The organism is Arthrobacter mangrovi (assembly GCF_026011795.1).
GTDB classification, from domain to species: domain Bacteria; phylum Actinomycetota; class Actinomycetes; order Actinomycetales; family Micrococcaceae; genus Crystallibacter; species Crystallibacter mangrovi.
The window spans coordinates 421,798-444,201 of sequence record NZ_BRVS01000001.1 but is presented as its reverse complement, the minus strand read 5'-3'; the positions used below and the strand labels follow the sequence as shown (position 1 = coordinate 444,201).

The 22,404-nt window shown below is 65.3% G+C and carries 19 protein-coding genes; 11 read left to right on the top strand and 8 right to left on the bottom strand.

What is annotated here, in order from left to right; translation table 11 throughout:
- The first annotated feature begins 277 nt into the window (after positions 1-277).
- The 4 genes from AHIS1636_RS01970 (at position 278) to AHIS1636_RS01955 (ending at position 5,574) form a co-directional block, all read left to right on the top strand.
- Positions 278-1,819 (top strand): GMC family oxidoreductase, encoded by a 1,542-nt coding sequence (locus AHIS1636_RS01970; RefSeq protein ID WP_264794120.1) that lies wholly within the window; start codon positions 278-280, stop codon positions 1,817-1,819.
- An 84-nt stretch (positions 1,820-1,903) separates the two neighbouring features.
- On the top strand, positions 1,904-2,887 hold the full coding sequence (locus tag AHIS1636_RS01965) for an AraC-like ligand-binding domain-containing protein (protein WP_264794119.1): 984 nt from the start codon (positions 1,904-1,906) through the stop codon (positions 2,885-2,887).
- Between the two features lie 116 nt (positions 2,888-3,003).
- Positions 3,004-3,933: an alpha/beta hydrolase gene (locus tag AHIS1636_RS01960; protein ID WP_264794118.1), complete on the top strand. Its 930-nt coding sequence runs from the start codon at positions 3,004-3,006 to the stop codon at positions 3,931-3,933.
- 12 nt (positions 3,934-3,945) lie between these two features.
- The gene (locus AHIS1636_RS01955; RefSeq protein ID WP_264794117.1) at positions 3,946-5,574 is read left to right on the top strand and encodes a flavin-containing monooxygenase; all 1,629 of its coding nucleotides are present in this window, start codon (positions 3,946-3,948) and stop codon (positions 5,572-5,574) included.
- A gap of 628 nt (positions 5,575-6,202) precedes the next feature.
- Here the strand turns inward: AHIS1636_RS01955 and AHIS1636_RS01950 are convergent.
- From AHIS1636_RS01950 to AHIS1636_RS01940, 3 genes are all read right to left on the bottom strand, one after another.
- Positions 6,203-7,297 carry a LacI family DNA-binding transcriptional regulator gene (locus AHIS1636_RS01950; RefSeq protein WP_264794116.1) on the bottom strand — a complete coding sequence of 365 codons (1,095 nt, stop codon included), beginning with the start codon at positions 7,295-7,297 and terminating at the stop codon, positions 6,203-6,205.
- A gap of 42 nt (positions 7,298-7,339) precedes the next feature.
- Positions 7,340-8,224 carry a PfkB family carbohydrate kinase gene (locus AHIS1636_RS01945; protein WP_264794115.1) on the bottom strand — a complete coding sequence of 295 codons (885 nt, stop codon included), beginning with the start codon at positions 8,222-8,224 and terminating at the stop codon, positions 7,340-7,342.
- 94 nt (positions 8,225-8,318) lie between these two features.
- Entirely contained in the window at positions 8,319-9,320 is a 1,002-nt protein-coding gene (locus tag AHIS1636_RS01940; RefSeq protein WP_264794114.1) for an SIS domain-containing protein, read from the bottom strand.
- A gap of 278 nt (positions 9,321-9,598) precedes the next feature.
- Between AHIS1636_RS01940 and AHIS1636_RS01935 the strand changes: the two genes are divergently transcribed.
- From AHIS1636_RS01935 to AHIS1636_RS01920, 4 genes are read left to right on the top strand one after another with little or no spacing between them, the layout of a single operon-like run.
- Positions 9,599-10,918, top strand: coding sequence for an ABC transporter substrate-binding protein (locus AHIS1636_RS01935; protein WP_264794113.1), 1,320 nt, complete (start codon positions 9,599-9,601; stop codon positions 10,916-10,918).
- The gene (locus tag AHIS1636_RS01930; protein ID WP_264794112.1) at positions 10,896-11,894 is read left to right on the top strand and encodes a carbohydrate ABC transporter permease; all 999 of its coding nucleotides are present in this window, start codon (positions 10,896-10,898) and stop codon (positions 11,892-11,894) included. The genes AHIS1636_RS01935 and AHIS1636_RS01930 overlap by 23 nt, the downstream gene beginning before the upstream one ends.
- Positions 11,888-12,724 (top strand): carbohydrate ABC transporter permease, encoded by an 837-nt coding sequence (locus AHIS1636_RS01925; protein WP_264794111.1) that lies wholly within the window; start codon positions 11,888-11,890, stop codon positions 12,722-12,724. The genes AHIS1636_RS01930 and AHIS1636_RS01925 overlap by 7 nt, the downstream gene beginning before the upstream one ends.
- The gene (locus AHIS1636_RS01920) at positions 12,721-13,572 is read left to right on the top strand and encodes a sugar phosphate isomerase/epimerase family protein (RefSeq protein WP_264794110.1); all 852 of its coding nucleotides are present in this window, start codon (positions 12,721-12,723) and stop codon (positions 13,570-13,572) included. The genes AHIS1636_RS01925 and AHIS1636_RS01920 overlap by 4 nt, the downstream gene beginning before the upstream one ends.
- A 67-nt stretch (positions 13,573-13,639) precedes the next feature.
- Here AHIS1636_RS01920 and AHIS1636_RS01915 read toward each other — a convergent pair whose 3' ends face one another.
- Positions 13,640-14,791 carry an MFS transporter gene (locus AHIS1636_RS01915; RefSeq protein WP_264794109.1) on the bottom strand — a complete coding sequence of 384 codons (1,152 nt, stop codon included), beginning with the start codon at positions 14,789-14,791 and terminating at the stop codon, positions 13,640-13,642.
- A 140-nt stretch (positions 14,792-14,931) separates the two neighbouring features.
- Complete coding sequence (locus tag AHIS1636_RS01910) at positions 14,932-16,278, bottom strand: SLC13 family permease (RefSeq protein WP_264794108.1); 1,347 nt, start codon at positions 16,276-16,278, stop codon at positions 14,932-14,934.
- A gap of 137 nt (positions 16,279-16,415) precedes the next feature.
- Here AHIS1636_RS01910 and AHIS1636_RS01905 point away from each other — a divergent pair, with 137 nt between their 5' ends.
- Entirely contained in the window at positions 16,416-17,084 is a 669-nt protein-coding gene (locus AHIS1636_RS01905; protein WP_264794107.1) for a GntR family transcriptional regulator, read from the top strand.
- 9 nt (positions 17,085-17,093) lie between these two features.
- Here AHIS1636_RS01905 and AHIS1636_RS01900 read toward each other — a convergent pair whose 3' ends face one another.
- Positions 17,094-17,873, bottom strand: coding sequence for an IclR family transcriptional regulator (locus AHIS1636_RS01900; protein ID WP_264794106.1), 780 nt, complete (start codon positions 17,871-17,873; stop codon positions 17,094-17,096).
- 201 nt (positions 17,874-18,074) lie between these two features.
- On the opposite strand from AHIS1636_RS01900, the gene AHIS1636_RS01895 reads away from it, so the two are divergent.
- A complete protein-coding gene (locus tag AHIS1636_RS01895) occupies positions 18,075-18,893 on the top strand; it encodes a maleate cis-trans isomerase family protein (RefSeq protein ID WP_264794105.1) in 819 nt (272 codons plus the stop codon).
- A 12-nt stretch (positions 18,894-18,905) separates the two neighbouring features.
- The gene (locus AHIS1636_RS01890) at positions 18,906-20,270 is read left to right on the top strand and encodes an SLC13 family permease (protein ID WP_264794104.1); all 1,365 of its coding nucleotides are present in this window, start codon (positions 18,906-18,908) and stop codon (positions 20,268-20,270) included.
- 117 nt (positions 20,271-20,387) lie between these two features.
- Here AHIS1636_RS01890 and AHIS1636_RS01885 read toward each other — a convergent pair whose 3' ends face one another.
- Both AHIS1636_RS01885 and AHIS1636_RS01880 read right to left on the bottom strand, forming a co-directional pair.
- On the bottom strand, positions 20,388-21,017 hold the full coding sequence (locus tag AHIS1636_RS01885) for a flavin reductase family protein (protein WP_264794103.1): 630 nt from the start codon (positions 21,015-21,017) through the stop codon (positions 20,388-20,390).
- Positions 21,018-21,149: 132 nt separating this feature from the next.
- Entirely contained in the window at positions 21,150-22,376 is a 1,227-nt protein-coding gene (locus tag AHIS1636_RS01880) for a serine hydrolase domain-containing protein (protein ID WP_264794102.1), read from the bottom strand.
- Positions 22,377-22,404 lie beyond the last annotated feature (28 nt).

Here is a 22,404-nt window from a genome sequence, read left to right as displayed (position 1 = left end):
GGCGATCAAGGCGGTAAACATCCTCACAGTGCGGTGGATCGTATCGTTCTGCGCCTCTGCCTGATTCACGGGCACTGCCTCGTCACCGCAAGACGATCCCGTGTCAGCGCCCAGTGGTGGCGAGCTACGCCGACTGTACCGGGATGGAGCCGCCTGTTGAGTGCACCCGTTTCCATGCACCCTGCGCTGATATCCAAGCCACTCCTGCTCCGTTCATCACAGACTGAAGAACCAGTAATTGCGTGAGCCGAATCACCTCAACGTTGGGAGTATAAGGATGGCAGTCAACGAGTTGGATTTCATTGTGGTCGGCGCCGGTTCGGCCGGTTCGGTCGTCGCCCGCAGGCTGATTGACGCGGGGAAGACCGTGGCGGTGCTGGAAGCCGGCGGCGAGGACACCAACCCGGTGATTGCGGACGTCTTCGCGGCGGGCGCGCTCTGGCACGGCCCGGAGGACTGGGACTACTTCACCACCGAGCAGCAGGCCTGCGGCGGCCGCCGCCTGCACCTGCCGCGGGGCAAGGTCACCGGTGGCTCGCACGCGCTGAACGCCACCATCTGGGTCCGCGGCGCCAAGCAGGACTACGACACCTGGGCGTACCTGGGCTGCCCGGGCTGGAACTGGCAGGACGTCCTGCCGGTCTTCAAGGCCATTGAAAAGTACGACGGCGGTGCTTCCGATACGCGCGGTGGTTCCGGCCTGCTCGACGTCGTGGAGGACTTCCCGCGGAACCCGGTCCAGGACGACATCCTCGAGGCCGCGCAGGAAGTCGGCGTGAAGCTCAACGAGGACTACAACTCCGGCGACGTCGAGGGCGTCTCCAAGATGCAGCTCAACGTCCGCAACGGCAAGCGGTTCAACACCTGGCACGCCTACCTGAAGCCCGTCGTCGGGCACCAGAACCTCACGCTGATCACCAACGCGCACGTCCGGCGCCTGCTGATTACGGACGGGACCGTCACCGGCGTCGAATACGAAAAGGACGGCCAGTTGCACCGGCTGAGCGCGGGGGAGACCGTCCTGGCCGCCGGCGCCATCAACTCGCCCGAACTGCTGCTGCGCTCCGGAATCGGCCCCGCCGAGGAGCTGCGCGAGGCCGGCGTCGAGCCCGTGCTGGACCTGCCCGGCGTCGGCAAGAACCTGCATGACCACCTGCTCTCGCCGGTCATCTACACGACCACGAAGAAGGAAGTCCCGCCGTCGCAGGTCGCCGCCGCGGAGACCCACCACTTCTGGAAGAGCAACCCGGACCTGGCCGTGCCCGACACCCAGCCGATCCACTTCTCCATCCCCATGTACTTCCTGGACGACATGACCGGTCCCGAGAACGGGTTCTCCCTCATCGGCGGCATCGTCCGCCCGCTCAGCCGCGGCGAAATCACACTCTCCGGCCCCAACCCGGAGGACCCGATCAATATCGACCTCGGCGCGCTCACCGCCGAGGAGGACGTCCGCGCCCTGGTTGCGTCGGTCCGCCAGTGCCGCGAGATGGGCCGCACCGCAGCCCTGGCCGAGTGGGGACCCGAAGAGGTCTACCCCGGAGCCGAGTACTCCGACAGCGACGAGGACCTGGAGCGCTACGTCCGCGAAACCGCCGTCACCTACCACCACCAGGTCGGCACCTGCAAGATGGGCCTGGACGAGCTCGCCGTCGTCGACCCCCGCAGCCTCAAGGTCCGCGGCCTCGACGGCATCCGCATCGCCGACGCCTCCATCATGCCGCTCGTCCCCACCGGCAACACCAACGCCCCCTCGGTCCTCATCGGCGAAAAAGCCGCCGAGTTCATCACCGGAATCCCAGCAGGCACCAGCGCCTGAGCCGGTAACGGAAGTCCCCGCATGGATGACCATGCGGGGACTTCTCCGTAATCAACTCCAGCCTTCCGCTTGGGGGAGGGCACAATGACTGGCAGTACAGAGAGGTACCTGATGTCGAAGCTGACTGTCCGGAAAACCGATGTGGACTTTGCGGGCGAGACGTCCACGAATTTCGCGCGCTGGAAATCGATCGTGGGCGCCGCCTTCCCGCCGCTGCGCATGTCGCTGCCCGGTTCCAAGGGGTTCAGAGGCCATGTGCGTGCCGCCGGTTCCAACCAGTTGCTCATGTCCCACATTTCTTCGTCCGCCCATATCATTGAGCGCCGGCCGGACCTCATTTCAAAGAACGACGGCGGGTACCTCAAGCTTTCGCTGCACCTCACCGGCACGAGCCTCATGGTCCAGGACGGACGGGAAGTCGTCCTGCAGCCCGGCGATATGACCTTGTACGACACCTCGCGGCCCTATTCCATGGTGCACGAGGAAGACTTCTCCTTCCTCGTCGCCATGTTCCCTGCCGACGTGATTCGCTGCGTTGCTCCTGACGCGCAGTCGTTTGCCGGCCTCAAGATCGACGGCACCACCGGGCTCGGCGCCATGGTTGCCTCCTACATGCACGGACTGATCAAGAACCTCGACGAGCTCAACGGACCGACGGGGGAGCGGTTGTCTCGCATCGGCTTGGACCTGATCGGCACCCTCCTGGCCGACAAGCTGGATGCCCTTCCTCAGCAGGGGGCGTCCGTGCAGCTGCGGCAGATCTACCGCTACATTGAGGACCATCTGCCGGAACCGGACCTCACGCCGTCGTCCATTGCCGCCGCGCACTTCATCTCCATTCGGCACCTGCATAGCTTGTTCCGGACGGAGGGCCACACCGTCGCCGCCTGGATCCGCACCCGCCGGCTCGAGCACTGCCGCCAGGACCTGGGTGATCCGCTGCTGGCCGCGCAGTCGGTCTCGGAAATCGCCGCGCGTTGGGGCTTCCTCGACGCCGGCCACTTCAGCAAGACCTTCCGGCAGGCCTTCGGCGTTCCGCCCTCCAGCCTCCGTCGAAGCATGCGCTGAAAGACTGCACTCTCGCTCCACCGTTCCGCACGGAATCACCAGAAGAGTGATCCAGCTCACTGCAACCATGGATGCATGCCCGGCATCCCAGCCGGCGAGCGTGAGAGGAAAACACAGTGACTACTGCCGAGCTGAACCAGATCATGGAGCTCATGAAGCAGGGCGGACCGGACTTCAAGGACGAAACCGGCAAGGCCCGCAGCGACTTCGATCAACTGCTGGCGTCCCTGCCGGTCGACGAGACCCTGGAATTCGAAACCCGGACCATCGGCGGGATCGAGGGAGTCTGGCTGGCCGGCGAAGACCGCCAGGACCGCGTGCTGCTGTACCTGCACGGCGGGGCCTATGTGGTCGGAACGGCCTTCGGCTACCGCTCCCTGGCGGCCAACATCGCCCGCGCCGCCGGCACCTCGCTCTTCTCGCCGGAGTACCGGCTCGCACCGGAGCATCGCTACCCGGCGGCCATCGACGACGCACTGGATGCCTACCGCGGCCTGCTCGAGGAAGGCTTCGCACCCCAGCAGATCGCCGTGGCCGGGGACTCGGCGGGCGGCGGACTGGCCGCCGCGCTGCTGGTCGCCATCAAGGACGCCGGATTGCTCCAGCCGGCCGGAGCCTGGCTGCTCTCGCCGTGGGCGGACCTGGCCCTCACCGGCGAAACAGTCGTCTCCAAGGCGGACGAGGACAAGCTCCTCGACGCCCCGGGGCTGAGCAAGACGGCCGACGACTACCTGAATGGAGCGGACCCGCGGACCCCAATGGCCTCGCCCATCTACGCGGACCTCTCCGGCCTGGCACCGCTGTTCATCCACGCCGGGTCAGCGGAAATCCTCCTCGACGACGCTGTGCGTCTGGCCGCCCGCGCCGGGGCGGCCGGCACCAGCGCCCGCCTGGAAATCGGCGCCGGACTGTTCCACGACTGGCCGCTCTTCGCCTTCATGCTCAGCGAAGGCCGGGACGCGCTCGCAGCCGCCGGCGGGTTCCTGGCCGCGCGCCTGGACGCAGCCGAAGAGCTTTCCGCCGTCTCCGAGCCCCTCGACGCCTAGGAAGGTCCAGAGATGACCCACACCACTGATTTCGACGTCCTGATCGTCGGCGCCGGCTGGTCCGGCCTCATGGCATTGCACCGCCTCCGCAGCCGGGGCTTCTCCGCCCGCGTCCTCGAGGCTGCACCGGAGGTAGGCGGCACCTGGTACTGGAACCGCTACCCGGGCGCCCGCTGCGACGTCGAAAGCATCCACTACTCCTACTCCTTCGACGAAGAACTGCAGCAGGAATGGAACTGGACCGAGCGCTATGCCGCTCAGCCGGAACTGCTGTCCTACGCCCGGCACGTGGCGGACCGCTTCGACCTGCGCCGAGACATCCAGTTCAACACCAAGGTCAGCTCCGCGAAGTTCGACGACGAGGCCAGCGTCTGGACTCTCCGCACCGAGGAAGGCGAAAGCCTCACCGCGAAGTTCTGCATCCTCGCCACCGGCGTGCTCTCTGCCACGAAGATCCCGGACCTGCGGGGCCTCTCCCGGTTCCAAGGCACCCTCCTCAATACCTTCGACTGGCCCGAAGAACCCGTCGACTTCACCGGCAAGCGCGTGGCCGTGCTGGGCACCGGCTCCTCCGGCATCCAGGCCATACCCGAGATCGCCAAGAGCGCCGAGCATCTCTACGTCCTGCAGCGCACCCCCAGCTTCAGCCTGCCCGCGAAGAACCGGCCCCTGCAGCCGAAGGAGCTGGAGCAGGTCAAGCGGGAGTATGCCCGGCTGCGCGCCGCCGCCCGGGATTCGCTGGACGGACTCGCGCTGGAGAACACGGGCAAGTCCGCCTTCGACGTCACCGAGGAAGAGCGCAACGCTATCTTCGAGGAAGTGTATGAGGAGGGTGCGCCGTTCAAATTCCAGGGCATGTTCATAGACCAGATGACCGACCTGAAGGCCAACGCCACCGCCGCCGAATTCGTCGCACGCAAGATCGCCGAGCGCGTCAAGGACCCGGAAACGGCAGCCGCCCTGACACCCTCCGGCTATCCCATCGCCACCCGCCGCCTCTGCATCGACACCGGCTACTACGAGACGTTCAACCGCGAGAACGTCACCCTGGTCAACCTGCTCAAGGAACCCATCACGGAGGTCACCGAGAAGGGAATTACGACGGCGGCGCGCACCTATGAGGTCGACTACCTGGTGCTGGCCACGGGGTTCGACGCCGTTACCGGTTCCTTCACACGGATCGATGTCCGCGGCGTCGGCGGCCAGTCGCTCAAGGAAAAGTGGGACGCCGCGGCAAGCAGCTACCTTGGGCTGGCCGTCAACGGCTTCCCGAACCTGTTCACGGTCACTGGCCCGCTGAGCCCCTCCGTGCTGAGCAACATGATGGTCTCCATCGAGCAGCACGTCGACTGGATCACCGCCTGCCTCGGCTACCTGGAGGAGAAAGGCATCGACCGGATCGAGCCCACACAGGAAGCCGAGCAGGAATGGGTTCGGCACGCCAGTGAAGTCGCCGATTTCACGCTGTTCCCGCAGTCCAGCTCCTGGTACTCCGGGGCCAACGTTGAGGGCAAGCCCCGCCAGATCCTGCCGTACCTCGGCGGCGTCCACAACTACCGCCGCCTCACCCAGGAAATCGCCGCCGACGGCTACCGCGGATTTACTATCCGATCCCGCGAAGCAGCAGAGCTGGCAAGCTGATTAATCGGGTGGAGCCAGGCTAACCGGCCGGACTCGAACATGCCGCCGGCAAAAAAGGGGGTGGCACCGGATTTTCTCCGGTGCCACCCCTGTCCGGCGTTGCCGTCTGCCTGGGTGGTCAGGCGGCCCGCGATTTCCGGGCTTCAGCCAGCGGGCCGCTCAGTCCTTCTGCCCGCTGGAGGTGCTGACCTTGACAGTGCTGGACAGCTCGATATCGCCCGAGGATCCTCCGACGCGGACGGTGTAGTCCCCTGCCGGCGTGCTCCACACGTCCGCTTCGGCATCCCAGCAGCGCGGGATTCATCGCGACACCTGCGTTGTCCTTCAGGACCAGCGAGGTCTTGTCCGCGTCGGAGGCGATCGGCAGCGCGCCGTTGTTCTGCCTCCATCATGCTGCTCGTCCCCACCGGCAACACCAACGCCCCCTCAGTGCTCATCGGCGAGAAAGCCGCCGAATTCATTACCGGCATTCCGGCAGGCACCGAGGCCTAGGCAAGCAGACCGCTGTCTTCACGGGCACAAGCGTCATCGTCAGGCGCTTGGCCAGGTGGCCGCAGTCATGAGGAGGACGGAACGGAAACGCGGGTCACCAGTGGTCCGTCCCGTCCTTCTCGCCTGACCTGTGCGGTCAGTGCCGGGGCGGAGCCACCGATCCGCGCTCGATGAAACGAGACTCGAGCGTGTGCACTTCGGGCTCGGGGTCCTCCCCTTTGATCCGGGCAAGGAGCCGTTCCGCGGTGAGGGCGCCGAGCCGCAGCATCGGCTGTTCGATCATTGTGAGCGGGGGATCCATTACCGCTGCCCAGGAACTGTCATCGAACCCGATGAGCGAGATATCTCCCGGGTACTTCAGCCCGGCAGCGCGGACGGCGCGCAGGGCGCCTGTCATGGCATCATTCTCGGTACACAGCAGGGCGGTCGGAGGATCCGGCAGCCTGAGCATCTGTGCGGCCGCGTCGGCCGCCGTCGCCTCCGTCTTGACCCCCACCATGATCAGGTTCGGGTCGAAGGCGATGCCGGCGTCGTCGAGCGCGTCCAAGTAACCGCGCAGCCGCTCACTGTCGGTCCAGAGGCTCTTGGCCGCCGCGGCGAGTAGCTCGCGTCGGGTCGCCACCGGGCGCGTGGAGCTTGGTCCCCAGACGAAGCCGATCCGCCGGTGGCCAACGGCGATGAGTGTTTCGACGGCGCGGCGCGAGGCATCCCGGTTGTCGATGACGACGGCGTCGGCGGCGACGTGTTCCAGCGCCCGGTCCACCAGGACTACCGGGATGCCGACGTCCATGGCCTCCTGGATGTGTTTCGCCTCCTTGGGGCTGACGGCGGCCGAGGCCAGTATGATCCCGTCCACCCGCTTGTCGAGCAGTACGCCCATGGAGGCCTTTTCCTCGGCCAGGTCTTCGTGGCTGCTCAGGACGATGGTGTCGAAGCCGCTGGCACGGGAGGTGTCGCTGATTCCGCGCACCACGCCCGCGAAAAACGGGTTTCCGATGTCGGCGACCACCACGCCAAGCGTATGGCTCACCCCGGTCGAGACGCTGCGGGCCAACGCGTTTGCCCGGTAGCCGAGCTTCTCGGCCGCGGCGAGCACGCGCTCGCGAAGCTCCGGGCTGACATAGCCGTAGTTTCCCAACGTGCGGGCGGCCGACGCCCTGCCTACTCCGGCTTCGGCGGCGACTTCCGAAATGGTTGGTGAGGACGTACCGCGAACTCGCTCCGCAGCCATTGGCACAAACCTACTTGTCTCTGGAAAGGGGGATGGGATGACTCACATTCTAGTTGTCGCGCCATCGCCGACCGGCTGGCCGTGCCCGAAAGCGCCGTCCACCAGGGTCTGGCGCGCGGCGAAGGATGCGGCCGAGGTGAGGCATTCGGCGCGCTGGGCGGCGGAAGGCAGTTCTTCCCTTGTCCAACCGGCCCACAGCATGGCGGCCACGAAAGCCGCCAGGTAGGCATCGCCGCAGCCCATGGTGTCGACAATGGCTTCTTCGTCGACAGGTTCGCAACTTCCTGCCAGGAGATTCCTGCCGTCCCAGAGGATGCTTCCTGCAGTGCCGCGGGTACCGAGGGCCATGCGAGCACCGAGCCGGACCGCCTTCTCCAGCAGGGCGGTGGTCTCCGTGACGCTGAGGTGGGAACACGAGAACAGTGCAAGGTCGATGGAAGGGCAGACGCGGGACAGATAGCCGTGGGTGCGGAAATCGTCCTCGCTGGAGAAGTCGTAGCTGACCAACCTGCCGAGCCCGTGCAAGGCGGGCAGGTCATGTTCTGACCTGGAATAGACGCTCGAGTGCGTCAGCGCGAACTCTGCTGCGTAGGCCAGGAGAGCCGGATCCAAGGTGAGCGGTTCAGACACAGTGACGCCACCGCCGTTCCAGCCGCCGAAGACCCGCTCGCCGTCGACGACCGTGAGATTGCTGATGCCGCTCGGTCCTTCCCGGATCACGCAGTGCGGCGTGCCTACTCCTTCGAGGGCAATGGCACCGCGAAGCAGGTCCGCATAGTCGTCATTGCCGAAAACGCCGAGGTAATCCGCGTCCAGACCCAATTTCCGGGCGAATACCGCGAAGTTGACGCAGTTTCCGCCCGGGTAGACCACGCGGCGGTCGTTGAACCGGTCGATGATGTTGTCACCGAAACCAAGAACCTTCATTGCATGCCCCTTTCCGGGCCAGTCCAGGCGCTGCCGGCACCCTCGATGCCGGCAGCGCCTGCGGCGGTGCTGATCAGCTGTGTGCGACGGCCTCCTAGTACTCCATCACCCGGTAGTACCGGCGGAGGTCCAGGGAATGCTCGCGCACGCGCTCCAGGTGCTTGCTCACCCGGCCGGTTACCGTGTCGAGCACCATAGGAGCGAGAATGCCGCGGAATTCCTCGCTGATCCCGGTCAAGGGATAGTCCTTCGTATCGAAGATGGTCACGTCGTCGGAGACCTTGCGGACGAACCGTTCGACGCGGTCGGTCAGGACACGGGCCTCGTCTTCGCCTTGGAACAGGATGACGCTGGTGTCCTTTTCCAGAAGTTCCAGCGAGCCATGGAAGAACTCGGCGCTGTGTACACGGGTTGTGCGCAGCCACTGCATTTCTTCGAGGATGCACATGGAGTAGAGGTAGGTGAAGCCCCACAGGTTCCCGCCGCCTACCAGGAAGTGGTACTCGGTGTCCCGGTGTGCTTCGGCAAACGCCGCCGCCACAGGCTCTGCCTGCCGGGCGACTTCGACGAGCACGTCGGGAAGGTTGGCAAGCTCGTCCGCGAACTTCTCGTAGCCGGCGAATTCGCCGCGGGTGGAGAGCAGGCAGGTCATGAACAGCAGCATCTGCATGTCGAACGGCCAGGTCTTCGGCCGCGAAACGAGAGCAACGTCGACGGCCTGGGCGATCGGCGAGTCCGGGTAGCCCGTAAAAGCGATGGTGCGTACGCCTTTCGCCTTGCAGAACTCGATCGCGCGCAGGCTGTCGTCCGTCGTGCCGGAGACCGAGGTGAAAATGGCCACCGAGCGTTCCCCCAGAGTTGCGTCGCCGACGGCGGTGAGTTCCGCCGCGATCGCTGCCTTGACCGGAAGAGTCGAGTGTTTCGCCGCCAGGTGCTCGTAGGGCCACATGGCTGCGTACGTCCCGCCGGCCCCGACGAGGAACAGGTTGTCGAAGCCCTGCGAGGTCAGGCTCTGGACGAGCTCTTCGATTTGCGGCCTGAGACCGACGGCGCTCGCCGTCTGGGCGCGGAACTCCGATTCGTCGAAACCGAGCATCTGTGGATCCTTTCGGAAGGTTTTCTGGGAGGGGTGGCGTCGGTTTACAGAGGACATCTGATACCGGTATCAGCCGAGCTACATCGTGGCACACGCCTCATTGCTCGTCAATGGCCAAGTTTTTTGATTTTCCGGAAAAAATCTCTGGTACCGGTATCACTTTTTCTGTAGAGTCGCACCACACGAACAGTGGCGGGGGCCACTGGAGAAGAGGGGCTCCCCCGATCCAGATCGGCAGTCCCGTCCGGCCAGCAGCAGGCGCGAGATGAAGGAAGACAATGAACGCACGCAGATTCGCAACGGTCACGGCCGTCTCGGCCTTGGCAGCCCTGGCACTCACCGGATGCGGCGGGGGGAGCCCCGAGGCGGCAGCCGATGTCAGCGCGGCGCCGGAGTACGCCGGCACGTTGAGCATCCTGACCAAGTTCGCCGGCGAGCCGCTGGAGCCCTACTTCGAGGACCTGGCTGCGGAGTACGAGGCTCTGCACCCGGACGTCACCGTGGAACTGATCCAGGAAACAGACCAGAGCATCAAGGACAAGACCAAGACGCTCACAGCATCGGGAGCACTGCCGGACATCTACTTTTCCTGGACCGGGAACTGGGCGGAGAACTTTGTGCGGGGCGGGCTTGCCGCCGACCTGACCGAGGTTCTCGGGCCGGACACGGAGTGGGGCGGCTCCTTTGGGGAGGCCTCGCTGGACGCGTTCTCCTATGAGGGCAAGTACTACGGAATCCCGCTGTACAACAATGGCAAGTTCATGGGCTACAACAAGGACGTCTTCGAGAAGGCCGGAGTCAAAGTGCCGACGACCTTCGAAGAGCTCCTCAGTAGCTGTTCCGCCATCCGGGAAGCCGGCTATGAACCGATCGCCTTCGGGAACAAGGACGGCTGGCCGGGCCTGCACTACCTGCAGCAGCTCTTTGCCTACAACGTTCCGGGCGACAAGCTCAGTGCGGACTTCGTTCCGGAATCGGCCACCTTGGACGAACCGGGCTACATCAAGTCCTTGGAACAGTTCAAGGCGCTGGTTGACGAGTGCACCGACACCGGCCGGGGAACCAACGGCGTCCTCTACACGACAGCCCAGGAAGCATTGGCTGGCGGCAAGGCCGCGATGTACTACCAGGAGGTCCTCGAGTTCGACACCGTGACGGCCGAGGGCACCCAGCTCAAACCTGAGGATTTCGGCATCTTCCCGCTGCCCGTCCCCACCGGGGCGGCGGGGGACCCCGGCGCCATCGAGGGGTCGCCCGAAGGCTACCTGATCAACGGCAAATCGCCGCGGGCCGCCCTGGCCGTCGATTTCATGAAATTCGCGACGACGGCGGAGAACGCATCCACGCTTTCGGCGCCCCCGTATGGACAACCGAGCGCGGTGGTGGGCGCCGTTACCGAGGACACCTCCAGCGCCGCCGTCTTCGAAGGCATCGGCCGGGTCAACGACGCCTCGCAGCTGGTGATCTGGCTGGACACCGTCACGGTTCCCGAGGTTGCGGACGCTTGGCTCGCCGGCGGCGAAGCGCTGATCAGCGGCGATGCCACTCCGGAAGAAGTACTCGAGAGCGTGCGCAATGCTTCTGCAGCAGCCAAGTAAGACCGCCTCCGGCGCCGGCCTGGTTCAGCCAGTTCCCGGTCGGCGCCGGCTGCGGAGGCCCGGGGCGCGGCGGGATCGTTCGTCCTCGGGGCGGCTGTCCTCGGTACGCCTGCGCAGCTTCGCGTGGGTCCTGCCCGCGGTGCTGCTGCTGGGCTCCTTTGTCTACCTGCCGCTGCTGCAGAACTTTGCGTTCAGCACGCTGGAATGGGACATCTACTCCGGCCGCCAGACATTCATCGGCGGCGACAATTACGTCAAGCTCATGCAGGACCCGGTGTTCTGGTCCGCGCTGGGCAACAACGTCCTCTACGCGGTGATCTCCATCGCCTTCCAGGTCTTCGGCGCCATCGTGCTGGCCGCGATGATTGAGGGCATCCGCAGCGACCGCTGGCGTCGCGCTCTGCGGGCCATCTACTTCATCCCGTCCGCCATCTCGCTGACGGTGGCCGGTCTGCTGTTCTACTTCATCTACGAACCCAACCTCGGGATGCTCAACTATGTGCTGGAGACGCTCGGCCTCGCGGCCTGGGCCCAGCCCTGGCTCGGGCAGGAGAGCACCGCCATGCTCGCGGTGATCGCGATGAGCCAGTGGCAGGGTTTCGGCTACTCGACCCTGCTCTTCGCGGTGGCGATCCAGCGGATTCCGTCCGAACTGTATGAAGCAGCGGCCCTGGACGGCATCGGACCCGCCCGCCGCCTGTTCCACATCACCATGCCTCTCGTCCGGGAGATGTCCGGTCTCATGATCATCGTGACGATCTCCGGCGCCTTCCAGGTCTTCAACGAAGTCATGGTGATGACCAGCGGCGGGCCGAACAACTCCACCCAAGTGCTCGGCACCTGGCTCTACCGCAACGGCTTCGTCCGGAACGACTTCGGCTATGCGGCGGCCATCGCCACCGTGATCTTCGTCGTCACGCTCGGTCTGGCCCTAGGCCAGCTCTACATCTCCCGCAAGCGAAGGGTTGAATGGTGACTCGCAGTTCCTTCCTCCTCAGCATCACCAGAATTTTCACGTGGACCTTCCTCCTCGGCCTCGCGGTCGTTGTTCTCTACCCACTGCTATGGATGGTTCTCAACGGCTTCAAGGAGAACGCCGAGCTGTTCGGCAACCCGTTTGCCCTGCCCGTGGCATGGAACTGGGAGAACTACGTGGACGCCTGGAACCGGGGCGTCGACAACTACCTGATGACAAGCGTCCTGGTGACCATCACGTCCACCGTAGCCACCGTCTTCATCAGTGCGTGGGCGGCGTTCGGATTGACCCGGGTGAATATCCCCTTCAGCCGGACCATCGTCACCCTCATCCTCGGCGGACTGATGCTCGCTCCGACCGTCGCGCTTGTGCCGCTGGTCAAGCTCTTCCAGTCCCTGGGCCTCTACAACACCTTCTGGGCTTTGCTCATCCTCTATACGGCCTTCCGGATCCCGTTCACGACCTTCCTGATCCGCGCCTACATGATCGACTTGCCCCGGGAAGTGGATGAGGCCGCCGAGGTCGACGGCGCCAGCAAGGCAACGACGTTCTGGAAGATCATCCTGCCGATGTGCAAACCGATCATCGTCTCCACGGTGATCCTGCATGTCTTGTTCGCCTGGAACGAGTACCTGTTCGCCATGGTCTTTACCAGCGGCACCGAAATGCAGACTCTCCCCGTGGGACTGACCAGCCTGATGAGCAAACACGGGACCGACTATCCCGTTGTCTTCGCCGGCATGGCGATAGCGGCCTTGCCCGTGGTCCTGCTGTTCTTCGCCGGCCAGCGCTACTTCATCAAGGGGCTGGCAGACGGAGTCGGCAAGTGAACGTCGGGCCGGACATCCTGGAGCGGATTACGGGATCCAATTTCGCCTACCAGCACCTGAGCTTCGAACGGTTCCTGGATGATATGGCCGTGCTCGGGCGACAGCGCGTCGAGCTCTGGGGAGTGGCGCCGCACCTGCACATTCCCGCGCTCGGACTGGGGGACCTCCGCCGCATCCGGCGTCAGCTCAATGAGCGGGGCCTAAGCGTCGAATGTCTGACCCCCGAGCAGGTGGCATATCCCGTGAACCTTGCTTCGGGTACCGGCTGGCTGCGGGAACAGAGTATTCGGATGTTCCGCAAGGCCGCCGATATCTGCGCCGATCTTGAGGCGCCGTTGCTGTTCCTGACCGCGGGCCGCGGGCTCGAAGACGAACCGGTGCAGGAGGCCTGGGGCAGGGCAGCTGAATCGCTGGCGGCGGTCGTCGACTATGCGGCGTCCCAGGGCGTGGGCTGCGTCCTCGAACCGCTGCAGAGGACCGAATCCAATCTCGTCAACGACATCGCCGGTCTGCAGAAGATGCTCACAGACGTGGGCTCCGCCAACCTCGGCGTTGCGCTGGACACGGTCGCGATGGCGGTGGCCGGAGAGAGTGTGCAGGACTACGGAGCTGCATTCGGAGAAAGGGTCCGGCATGTGCACCTGATCGACGGCGCCCCGGCGGGCCACCTTGCCTGGGGAGACGGAGAACTGCCCCTGCGCCGGTACCTGGCGGGGCTGGCCGACATCGGCTACTCGGGCTTTATGACTTTCGAGCTGTTCGGCGACGGCAGTTATGCCCTTGACCCGCTTCCTGCATTGCGCCAATGCCTTGATGCAGTCGGGGCAGCAACCGGCTCAGCGGCATAGCTCCTGCTATAGGTCTGACGACGGTGGGCAGGCAGTGTTGCCGGCCACCGCCGTCGTACGCCTCCGGTCAGCCCACGTGCGGAATGCTCTTCTCCTGGTGATGGGCCAGCAGGGCGAAGCCGGCGCCCAGGACAGCAAATACAGCGGCCGATGTCCAGGCGACGGTAGGCCCAAACTGCGCGAGCACCAGTCCGAAGGCCAACGGGCCCACCGTTCCGCCGATGTAAGTCCCGCTTTGTGCGATGCCTGTGGCCCGGGCAGTGTAGGGGTGGGATTTGTGCGAAACGACGTAATGGATGAGACCATTCCAGCCCCAGCCGAAACCGAATGCAAGGGTGCACCCGATGGCGAAGGCAACGTTATTGCCCCACGCGATGGCTAGCAAGCCGGTGCATCCAATGGCCAGCATTCCGGCGACGGTAGCCATGGAGCCACCGAATCCACGGTCCGCGGCCAAGCCGACAAGCGGCCGTATCAGGCATCCGGCGGCGCTGCCTAAGCCGAGCAGCAGGCCTGCTGTCGCGACATCGAAACCGGCCGCGGAGGCCGAAATGACGGTAAAAGCCCCCAGCGCATTTGCCTGCGCAGATCCCAATGCTGCGGCAACGGCAGTAAGGACCAAAAACCTTTTCAGCTCCCGCGGAAGAGGGTGCTTGTCCGCCCCGTGCCCGGCCGTTGCTGTCGCCTGCCGTCGCCGGGGAGTGACGCCGAGCAGCACGGGAACGAGCAGCATGGCGAACAGGGCACCGATGGCAAACGTCCATTTCCAGCCGATGGTCAGCGCGAGGACGGGGACGGAGATGCCCGCGATCAACGTGGCCGCCGGCACGGCGGCCTGCTTGAGCCCGAACGCAAAGGCACGGTTCCGGACGCCGACCTGCTGGACAATCAGACCGTTCGACGGGGGATGGCCAAGGGCATTTGCCACACCGCCCAGGGCCAGCCAAGCGTATAGCCAAGGCCACTGCGGAGTAGCGAAACCGATTCCCGCCAGTGACGCCAGGCCTCCACCGACCGACAGCAGCATCCCGTTGCGGGCACCGAGCCGTTGCGCAATGCGGCCACCCGTCGTGGAGAGCAGGGCCGAAACGGCCCAAAAAGTGGCGACGCCGGCACCAAGGAGCGCGGCGCTCATGCCAAGGTCATCTTCCAGCTGGATGGCCAGCCCGCCAACAAGGAACACGGGGAGCACGGTCACAATGGTGGTGGCGGAAGCCATTGCTGTGGCCGTGAGTCCGGGATGCCGTCCCCGGCTCTCGGGAAGCGCATCGCTACCGGACTCCGGCAAGGCAGCGGAATCCTTCACAGCATTGCCCATATATGTCAGTCCTCGATAGATCGGTATCCGTGGGGCCGGGCTCAGAGCCAGCCCGGAACCAGGACGGTCAGCCAGGCCAGGCCGGGACCGGCGGCGACGACGATGCCCGCGTAGATGAGCATCTTCCGGTAGAACTTGTCCCGGTCCTTGTCATCGACGTTTGCCAGCACAAGCGCGCCGTTCGTCGAGAACGGGCTGACATCCACCACTGTGGCAGCGATCGCCAGGGCGACGACGAAGCCGATGGGATCGATGGCACCGGACTGCAGGAATGGCACCGCGAGGGCGATCGCCACGCCAATGATGCCGACAGATGACGCCATGGCGGAGGTGATGCCTGCCAGGTAGCACAGCAGCAGGGCAGCGACGAGCGGGATGCCGATAGAGGCAATGCCTGCGCTCACGAATTCGATGGTCCCGGCGGTCTCGAGAACGTTGACAAAGGTCAGCACACCGGCCACGAGGATCACGGTGGACCAGCTCACCTTGTTCATGGCATCCTTGGCCGCCTTGGGCGAGAAGATGGCCAGCACCGAGGCGATGCTCAGGGAGAGGATTCCGACGTCGAGGCCGAAGACCGCGGTACCCACCGCCAGGGCGGCAAGGCCGACGAGGGTCAGTTTCTGGTACGGGGTTGCCTTCTGCGGACCCGGTCCAGCGTCCGGTGCCTCGACCTGCGGCCTGGTCAACAGCGCTGTTCCGCCGCTATGTGGAGCAGTACCGCCGGCCGGAAGTCCGGAGGACGGAAGCCGGCCGCCGGTGCCGGGGCCGTCGTCGGTAATGCGGAGGCCCTTCAGGCTACGGCCGCCCATGCTGAAGTAGACGATGCCGGCAATGATGGTATTGAAGACCATCGGCACGAAGAACAGGGCCAGCGGGCTAACCGGCAGTCCCTCCTTCGCGAGATAGCCGTTGATGAACGCACCGTAGACACTGATGGGGGAGAATGCACCGGCCAGCGCCCCATGTACGACCATCATGCCCATCATGAGCTGGTTGATCCGGTAGCGGCGGGCGAACGGAATGGCCAGCGGCGCGACAACGGCTACGGCGAAGAGGGCGCCGACGGAGATCAGCAGGGCCGAAAGCGCGAAGAAGATCCAGGGCGCGGCGGCGACTTTGCCGCGGACCGCCCGAAGGCTCCAGCGGACCAGCAGGTCGATGCTGCCGTTCTGCTGGGCGAAGCCGAAGAGGAACGTCAGGCCCATCAGGACGAGGAAGAGCTCGCCCGGAAAGCCGGCAATGACGTCGTCTGTAGCCATTCCGACAACGGGAACCCCGACAGCGAAGGCCGCGACGAACGCAAGCACGCCCATGTTCACGGATCGGATTGTGGCGACCAGGAACAGCCCGGCCAGGACGATGATCGAGACGATTTCAGGAGTCATGAGTTCCCTTGGAGGATCGGGACGTGAGATTGCATACATTGCATGCAATCCGCTCCACCGTAGCATATGGTGTGATGCAGGACATATCCGCTACTGCGGGGCCAGCTGTCTTGAGAAGTTTGAGGGAGGGACGATCCTTGGCCAGCAGCACAACCCACAACGCCGGGGCGGTGGAGGCAATCCGGTCCGCCATCCTGCGCGGCGATTACGCGCCGGGCGAGCGGCTGAAGGAGGCCGAAATTGCCGAGCGGGTGGGGGTCAGCCGCACGCCTGTTCGTGAGGCATTCCGGGTGCTCGAGACCGAAGGGCTCATCGAGTTGCTGCCCGGACGCGGCGCCAAGGTGCGGGTCTACAGCGCTGAGGAGGTGGCCATAATCCATGAAATCCGCAGTGTGCTGGAGGGTAAGGTCGCGCGCCGGGCGGTCATGCATGTTTCACCGAGCCACCTGGCTGCCCTCGACGCCAGCTGCGACCGCTTGGAAGAACTCCGGGTGGGGGCCGCTGAGGAGTGCGACCTGGAGAACCAGTTCTTCCACGGGCTCATCTTTGACCTCGTCGGGAACGACCGGCTGACACACATTGCGCGGCGTCAGCTTGAGGTGCCTTTGCCGTACAAGCAGGACTACTGGAGCACGGCAGAGGTGAAGCAGGCGTCGGTCGACGCACACCGCGAGGTCTGCGCCGCCCTGCGGGCCGGGGATGAAGATGCGGCTGAAGACGCGATGCGCCGACATGTGCTGGCTACGGGGGCAGGCCTGGTGCAGGACAGCCCCGGGCACTCAACTCTTGCCATGCCGACTGGCTGACGCCGCCCGTTAGATGGAGGGGCCCTGGTAGCCGAGGGCCTCGCTGGCTGAACGAGCGGCCTCCGCGACTTTCGGGCCCAGCAGATCCACGTCCTCCGGGCCTACGCGCTGCGTCGGAAAGCCGAGTCCGAGGGCGCCTGCAAGCTGGCCTGCGTGGTCGAAGACCGGCGCACTGATGGAACCGACGTCGCTGTGGCGCTCGCCGAAGGCCGCGGCGAAGCCTTGCCTGCGTGTTTCTTCAGCTTGGCGGTCCAGGTCGGCAAGATTGCCGGGGGTGGCGGGCGTGAACTTCGTTAGTGGCGACCCGGTGATGGCGGACCGTGCCTCCGGGTCGAAAGCGAGGAAAATCTTTCCGGCCGCGCCGGCGTGCATGGGCATGACCTGCCCAACCATGAAGGGCCGCATGACCACGTGGCGGGTTTCGGCGACGGCGACAATCGTGCGGAATGCGCCGTCGCGGACGTAGAAGCAGGCGCTTTCGCCGGTGTCGTCGCGCAGTTGCTGCAGGATCGGCTTGACCAAGCGTACGACGTCGAGACCGAGCGTTCCGGGGGTAGCCCACCGCACCAGTCCAATCCCGATCCGGTACCGGTCGCCGTCGCGGTCAAGGAAGCCTTCCCGCACCATGTTCTGGACCAGCCGCTGGCAGGTGCTGGACGGCAACCCGGTCCTGCGGATGATCTCCTGAAGCGTCGGATCGGGCGCCTCAATGGAGAAGCAGTTGAGGATCTGGGTCACTTTATGGAGGACCAGGATCGGGGACGAGCCGCCGTTGTTCTCCGCCGCCAAACTGGATTTCCTTGCCCTGGTTGTTGCTGTCGATGCCCCGCAATCCTATCGCCTTCCCGTCGCGTTCCCGGCGCGCTATGAGGCCGGCCGAACCGGCCGCCCGGGATGTGACCCAGTTGACATAGCCAGAGTGTGACCCGCATTATGGGTTGCGATCCCACTAAGTGGGTTTGATTGTCACCGAGAAGCATGGAGAACTACGTGAACACCCCTGACATGGCATGCGAGACCGTTCCGGCCCCGAAGCAGGCCGGCCTGTCCCGCATCGGACTGATCGTTCCCAGCTCGAACACGACCATGGAGACGGAACTGCCCGAGCTCTTCCGCCGGCAGGCTGAGGCAACCGGGCACAAATACACCTTCCACTCGGCGCGCGCCGGCATGAAGAACGTCAACCGCGAAGAGCTGCTGGCCATGGTGGCGAAGGCCGCGGATTGCGCTGCCGCCATCTCCGATGCCAACGTCGACGCCATCGCCTATGCCTGCCTCGTTGCCGTTATGGCGCAGGGGCCCAACGCGCACACCGGATCGGAAGAGAGCATCGCCCAAGCTGCTGCCGAAAACGGCCATCCTGCCGCCGTCACCAGCAGCGCCGGAGCGCTGGTCCGCACCCTCCAGGAGATGGGCGTCCGGAAGATCGCCATGGTGACCCCCTACATGAAGCCGCTGACGCAGATGGTCCGCGAGTACATCGAGGGTGCGGGCATCGAGGTGCTCGACGCCGTCAGCCTGGAAGTTGCCGACAACCTCGCCGTCGGTCGCCTGGACCCGCAGAACCTGCCGCAGATCGCCCGCGACCTCCAGCATGAGGGCGCGGAGGCGATTGTCCTGTCCGCCTGTGTGCAGATGCCGTCGCTGCCTGCCGTCCAGCTGGTCGAGGACGAGCTGGGCCTGCCGGTCATCACTGCGGCAACGGCAACCACGTACGAGATCCTCAAGGTCCTGGGCCACAAGCCCTCGATCAGCGGAGCCGGCAGCCTGCTCTCCGGTGCGCCGGTCAAGCTGCCCACCGGGATCTAAAGGGGAGCAGCCATGTCAGTGTCGCTTATCGCCTTCGCCGTACTTATCGCTGCATTCGCCGTCGGCTCGTTCACCCGCATCAACGCCGGCCTGATCGCCACCGTCGCTGCCTTCGGCGTCGGGACCCTCGTGGCCGGACTGACCATCAAGGACGTGATCGGCCAGTTCCCCGCCGGGCTGTTCTTCATCCTCGTCGGCGCCACCTTGCTCTTTGCCATAGTGCGAATCAACGGCACGATCGACTTGCTGGCCTACTGGGCCGAACTGCTGGCGGGAAACCGACGTTTCCTGGTTCCGGTCCTGATGTTCCTGCTGACCGCAGCCCTGGCCTCGGCCGGCGCGTTCACCCCGGCTGCCATCGCCATCGTGGCACCGGTCGGATTGGCACTCGGTTCCAGGTTCGGGATCAGCACGCTCTCCATGGGCCTGGTGATCGTCCAGGGCGCCAATGCCGGTGCCTTCTCGCCGGTGAACCCCTTCGGCGTGCTTGGTAACGTCATGCTCGATGACGCCGGAGCATCGCAGGACTCCCTGAAGCTGTACCTCTATTGCTTCGCTTTCAACGCGGTGCTCGCCGTGATCGCCTACCTCCTCATTGAAAGCATCATGAAGAAGCGGGCCGCCCGCGCCGCGGTAGCCGAAGGTAACGGCGCGCCGGAGTCCGGGTCTGAGGGGCTTGGATCTCCTGCGCCGACCGCAGGCGGAGGCGCAACGGCACTCATGACCGCACCGGCCGCCGTCGTTGTTGAAGCCGCCGAAAGGACGCCGGTCAAGGTGGCAGCTACGCCTATCCGCGTCGCTACTTTGCTGGGCATCGGCGCACTGCTGGTCATGACCACTACGTTCGGGCTGGACGTCGGCGTGGCCTCGCTGGTCGTTGCGCTTGCGCTGATCATCCTGAATCCGGGTGTCCAGAAGCCCGCCGTTGAGAGCATGCCGTGGTCCGCCATCGTGCTCGTGACCGGCATCGTCACCTACGTGGGCATGCTGGAGGAGATGGGTGCCCTCGAGGAACTCCAGGCCGGGATCGCCGGGCTGGGCAACAGCTCCGTAGCCGCGCTGATCACCAGCTACGTCGTCGGCATCGTGTCGGCCTTCGCCTCGACCACCGGCACCCTGGGCGTCATCAGCCCCATCGTGACCCCGATCGCGATGGATCCGCTCCTCACTCCGATCGGCGTCGTCACTGCCATTGCCATCAGCTCCTCGGTCGTCGATGTCAGCCCGATGTCCACGAGCGGCGCCCTGCTGATGGCCAGCGCGCAGCCCAAGGACGAGCGCATGTTCTTCCGCGCCCTGCTGCTCTGGGCCGTCGCCATGATTGCGGTTGTGCCGCTGCTCGTGTGGTTGGTCTTCGTGCAGCTCGGCATCGGCTGATTCTGGCCGCGCCTGCCAGGTGCGGTGAAGGAAAGTACGACGGCGGCCCGCCCCTTTACGACTCCGGTTCCGGAGTCGAGGGGCGGGCCGCCGTCACCTTTGCCTGCCTATTTTCCCTTACCCCTCAACGGGGCCCGGACGGAAATGGCCCGGCCATTCTGCTTTCCTGATCCGCTTGGTTTCGCGGATTTCGCCCATCGTTCCCCACTCATCCAGCCCGAGCCGCGACAGCGGATCCAGCTGGTCGATCCGAGGGTGCGTCCCTTCCAGCACGTCGGACGAGACGGCAGCATGCACGACCTCTCCGAACACCAACGTACAGTCGCCCATCGGCAGCAGTTGGTGCAGTCTGCACTCCAGCGCCACGGGGGACTCCTGCACCCGCGGCGGCTTCACTGTCCGGCTCGGTTCCCTCGTCACCTCTGCTGCGTCGAACTCGCTCACCTCAGGATCGAAGTTCGTGCCGGTCGCGTTGACCTCAGCCAACAGGCCAGCCGTGGCAAGGTTCACTACGAATTCTCCGGTCGCCCGGATATTCCGCAGCGAGTCCTTCTCGCCCACCGAGGTGAACTGGACGATCGGCGGGTTCACCGACGCCACGGTGAAGAATGAATGGGGCGCCAGATTGTCCACGCCGTCCGCGGACGTGCTCGAAACCCAAGCGATCGGTCGAGGAACCACAACTGCTGTCAGCAGCCGGTAGAAATCCCGGGACGATAGTTCCTCAGGGCTGAAGTCGCTTCGCATGGTTCCACCCTAACCAGTACTCTCCTTCTGGCCGCGCCGCGAAGCAATAGCGCTGCAGATCAGTGTGGGTTCGTAGTGCTATTAAGACGGCGGCTGTTCCGTTAGGGGTTTTCCCGCCTTCCGTGCGGGCCGTCAGACGAGCTTGGCCAGCTCCGCGAGCAGGTCCTTCGCCCTCCGGTCCTGGTTCTCGGCGAGCATCTCGTTGGTCAGGAAGGAGAAGCCGACGTTCTTGCCGGGCCAGGCGCCGTGCAGTCCGCCGCCGGCGCCGGAGTGGCCGAAGGCGGGGGCGACGGGGCCGTAGGTTCCGATGGGGTCGGCGAGTTCGTAGCCGAGGCCGAAGCGCAGGGGCCGGTCATTGATCGCGTCCACGCCCTCCGACCAGGTGGTGGTCGCGTCGGCCAGCGCGGCCGGGCTGACCACTCCGCCGGCCGGATCGGCCAGGCGGGAGTAGAGGCTGGCCATGGCATCGGCGGTTCCGATGCCGCCTCCGGCCGGATCGGCCAGGCGGGAGTAGAGGCTGGCCATGGCATCGGCGGTTCCGATGCCGCCTCCGGCCGACATCTCGCCTCGGCGCATGCCGATGCTGTTGAAAGAGTCCTTGTCCGGATCCACCAGGTTCCGGTACATCCGCTCGACGATCTTGCGCCGCTCCGGATCCTGCAGGTAGGTGCTGATCGCGTAGCTATCGGAGCGGAAGACGGTGGCCACCCGCGGATCGAGCTCCTCCGGCAGGCCGAGGTAGATCTCCAGGCCGAGGGGCTCGCGGATGAGCTCGGCGATGAGCTGTCCGACCGGCTTGCCCGTGGCGCGGCCGAAGACCTCGGTCATCAGATAGCCGTAAGTGGCGGCGTGATAGGCCACCTTGCTTCCGGGTTCCCAGAGCGGCGCTTGGGCGGCGAGGGCGCGCGCGTTTCCCTGGTTGTCCAGCTGCGGGTCGTCGCCCTCGGGCTCCGGGTCGACGTAGGGCAGGCCAACGGTATGGCTCAGCAATTGGGAAACGGTGACGGCTTCCTTGCCGCCGGCGGCGAATTCGGGCCAGTACTCGGCCACGCGCTTGCGGACGTCGAGCAGGCCGCGGTCCACCAGCATCGCCGCCACTGTGGCGACCACGCCCTTGGTGCCGGAGAACATGACAGCCATGGTCTTCGGGCTCCAGGCTTCCTCCACCTCGGCCGATGGAGCAGCACGCCTGTTGGTGCTGCCGCCGTAGAAACGGGCCAGCGGTTCGCCGCTGCGGTACACGCAGAACGCCATGCCGCCCTGCGCTGCCGCCAGATGCCGGGCGAAAACCTCACGCAAGCCGGCAAACCCGGCTGGCGGCAGGCCGCCGTCGTTATGGCTCTCAAAATCCAGGTCCACGATTCTCCTTCTCAAACAGGTCGGGTGG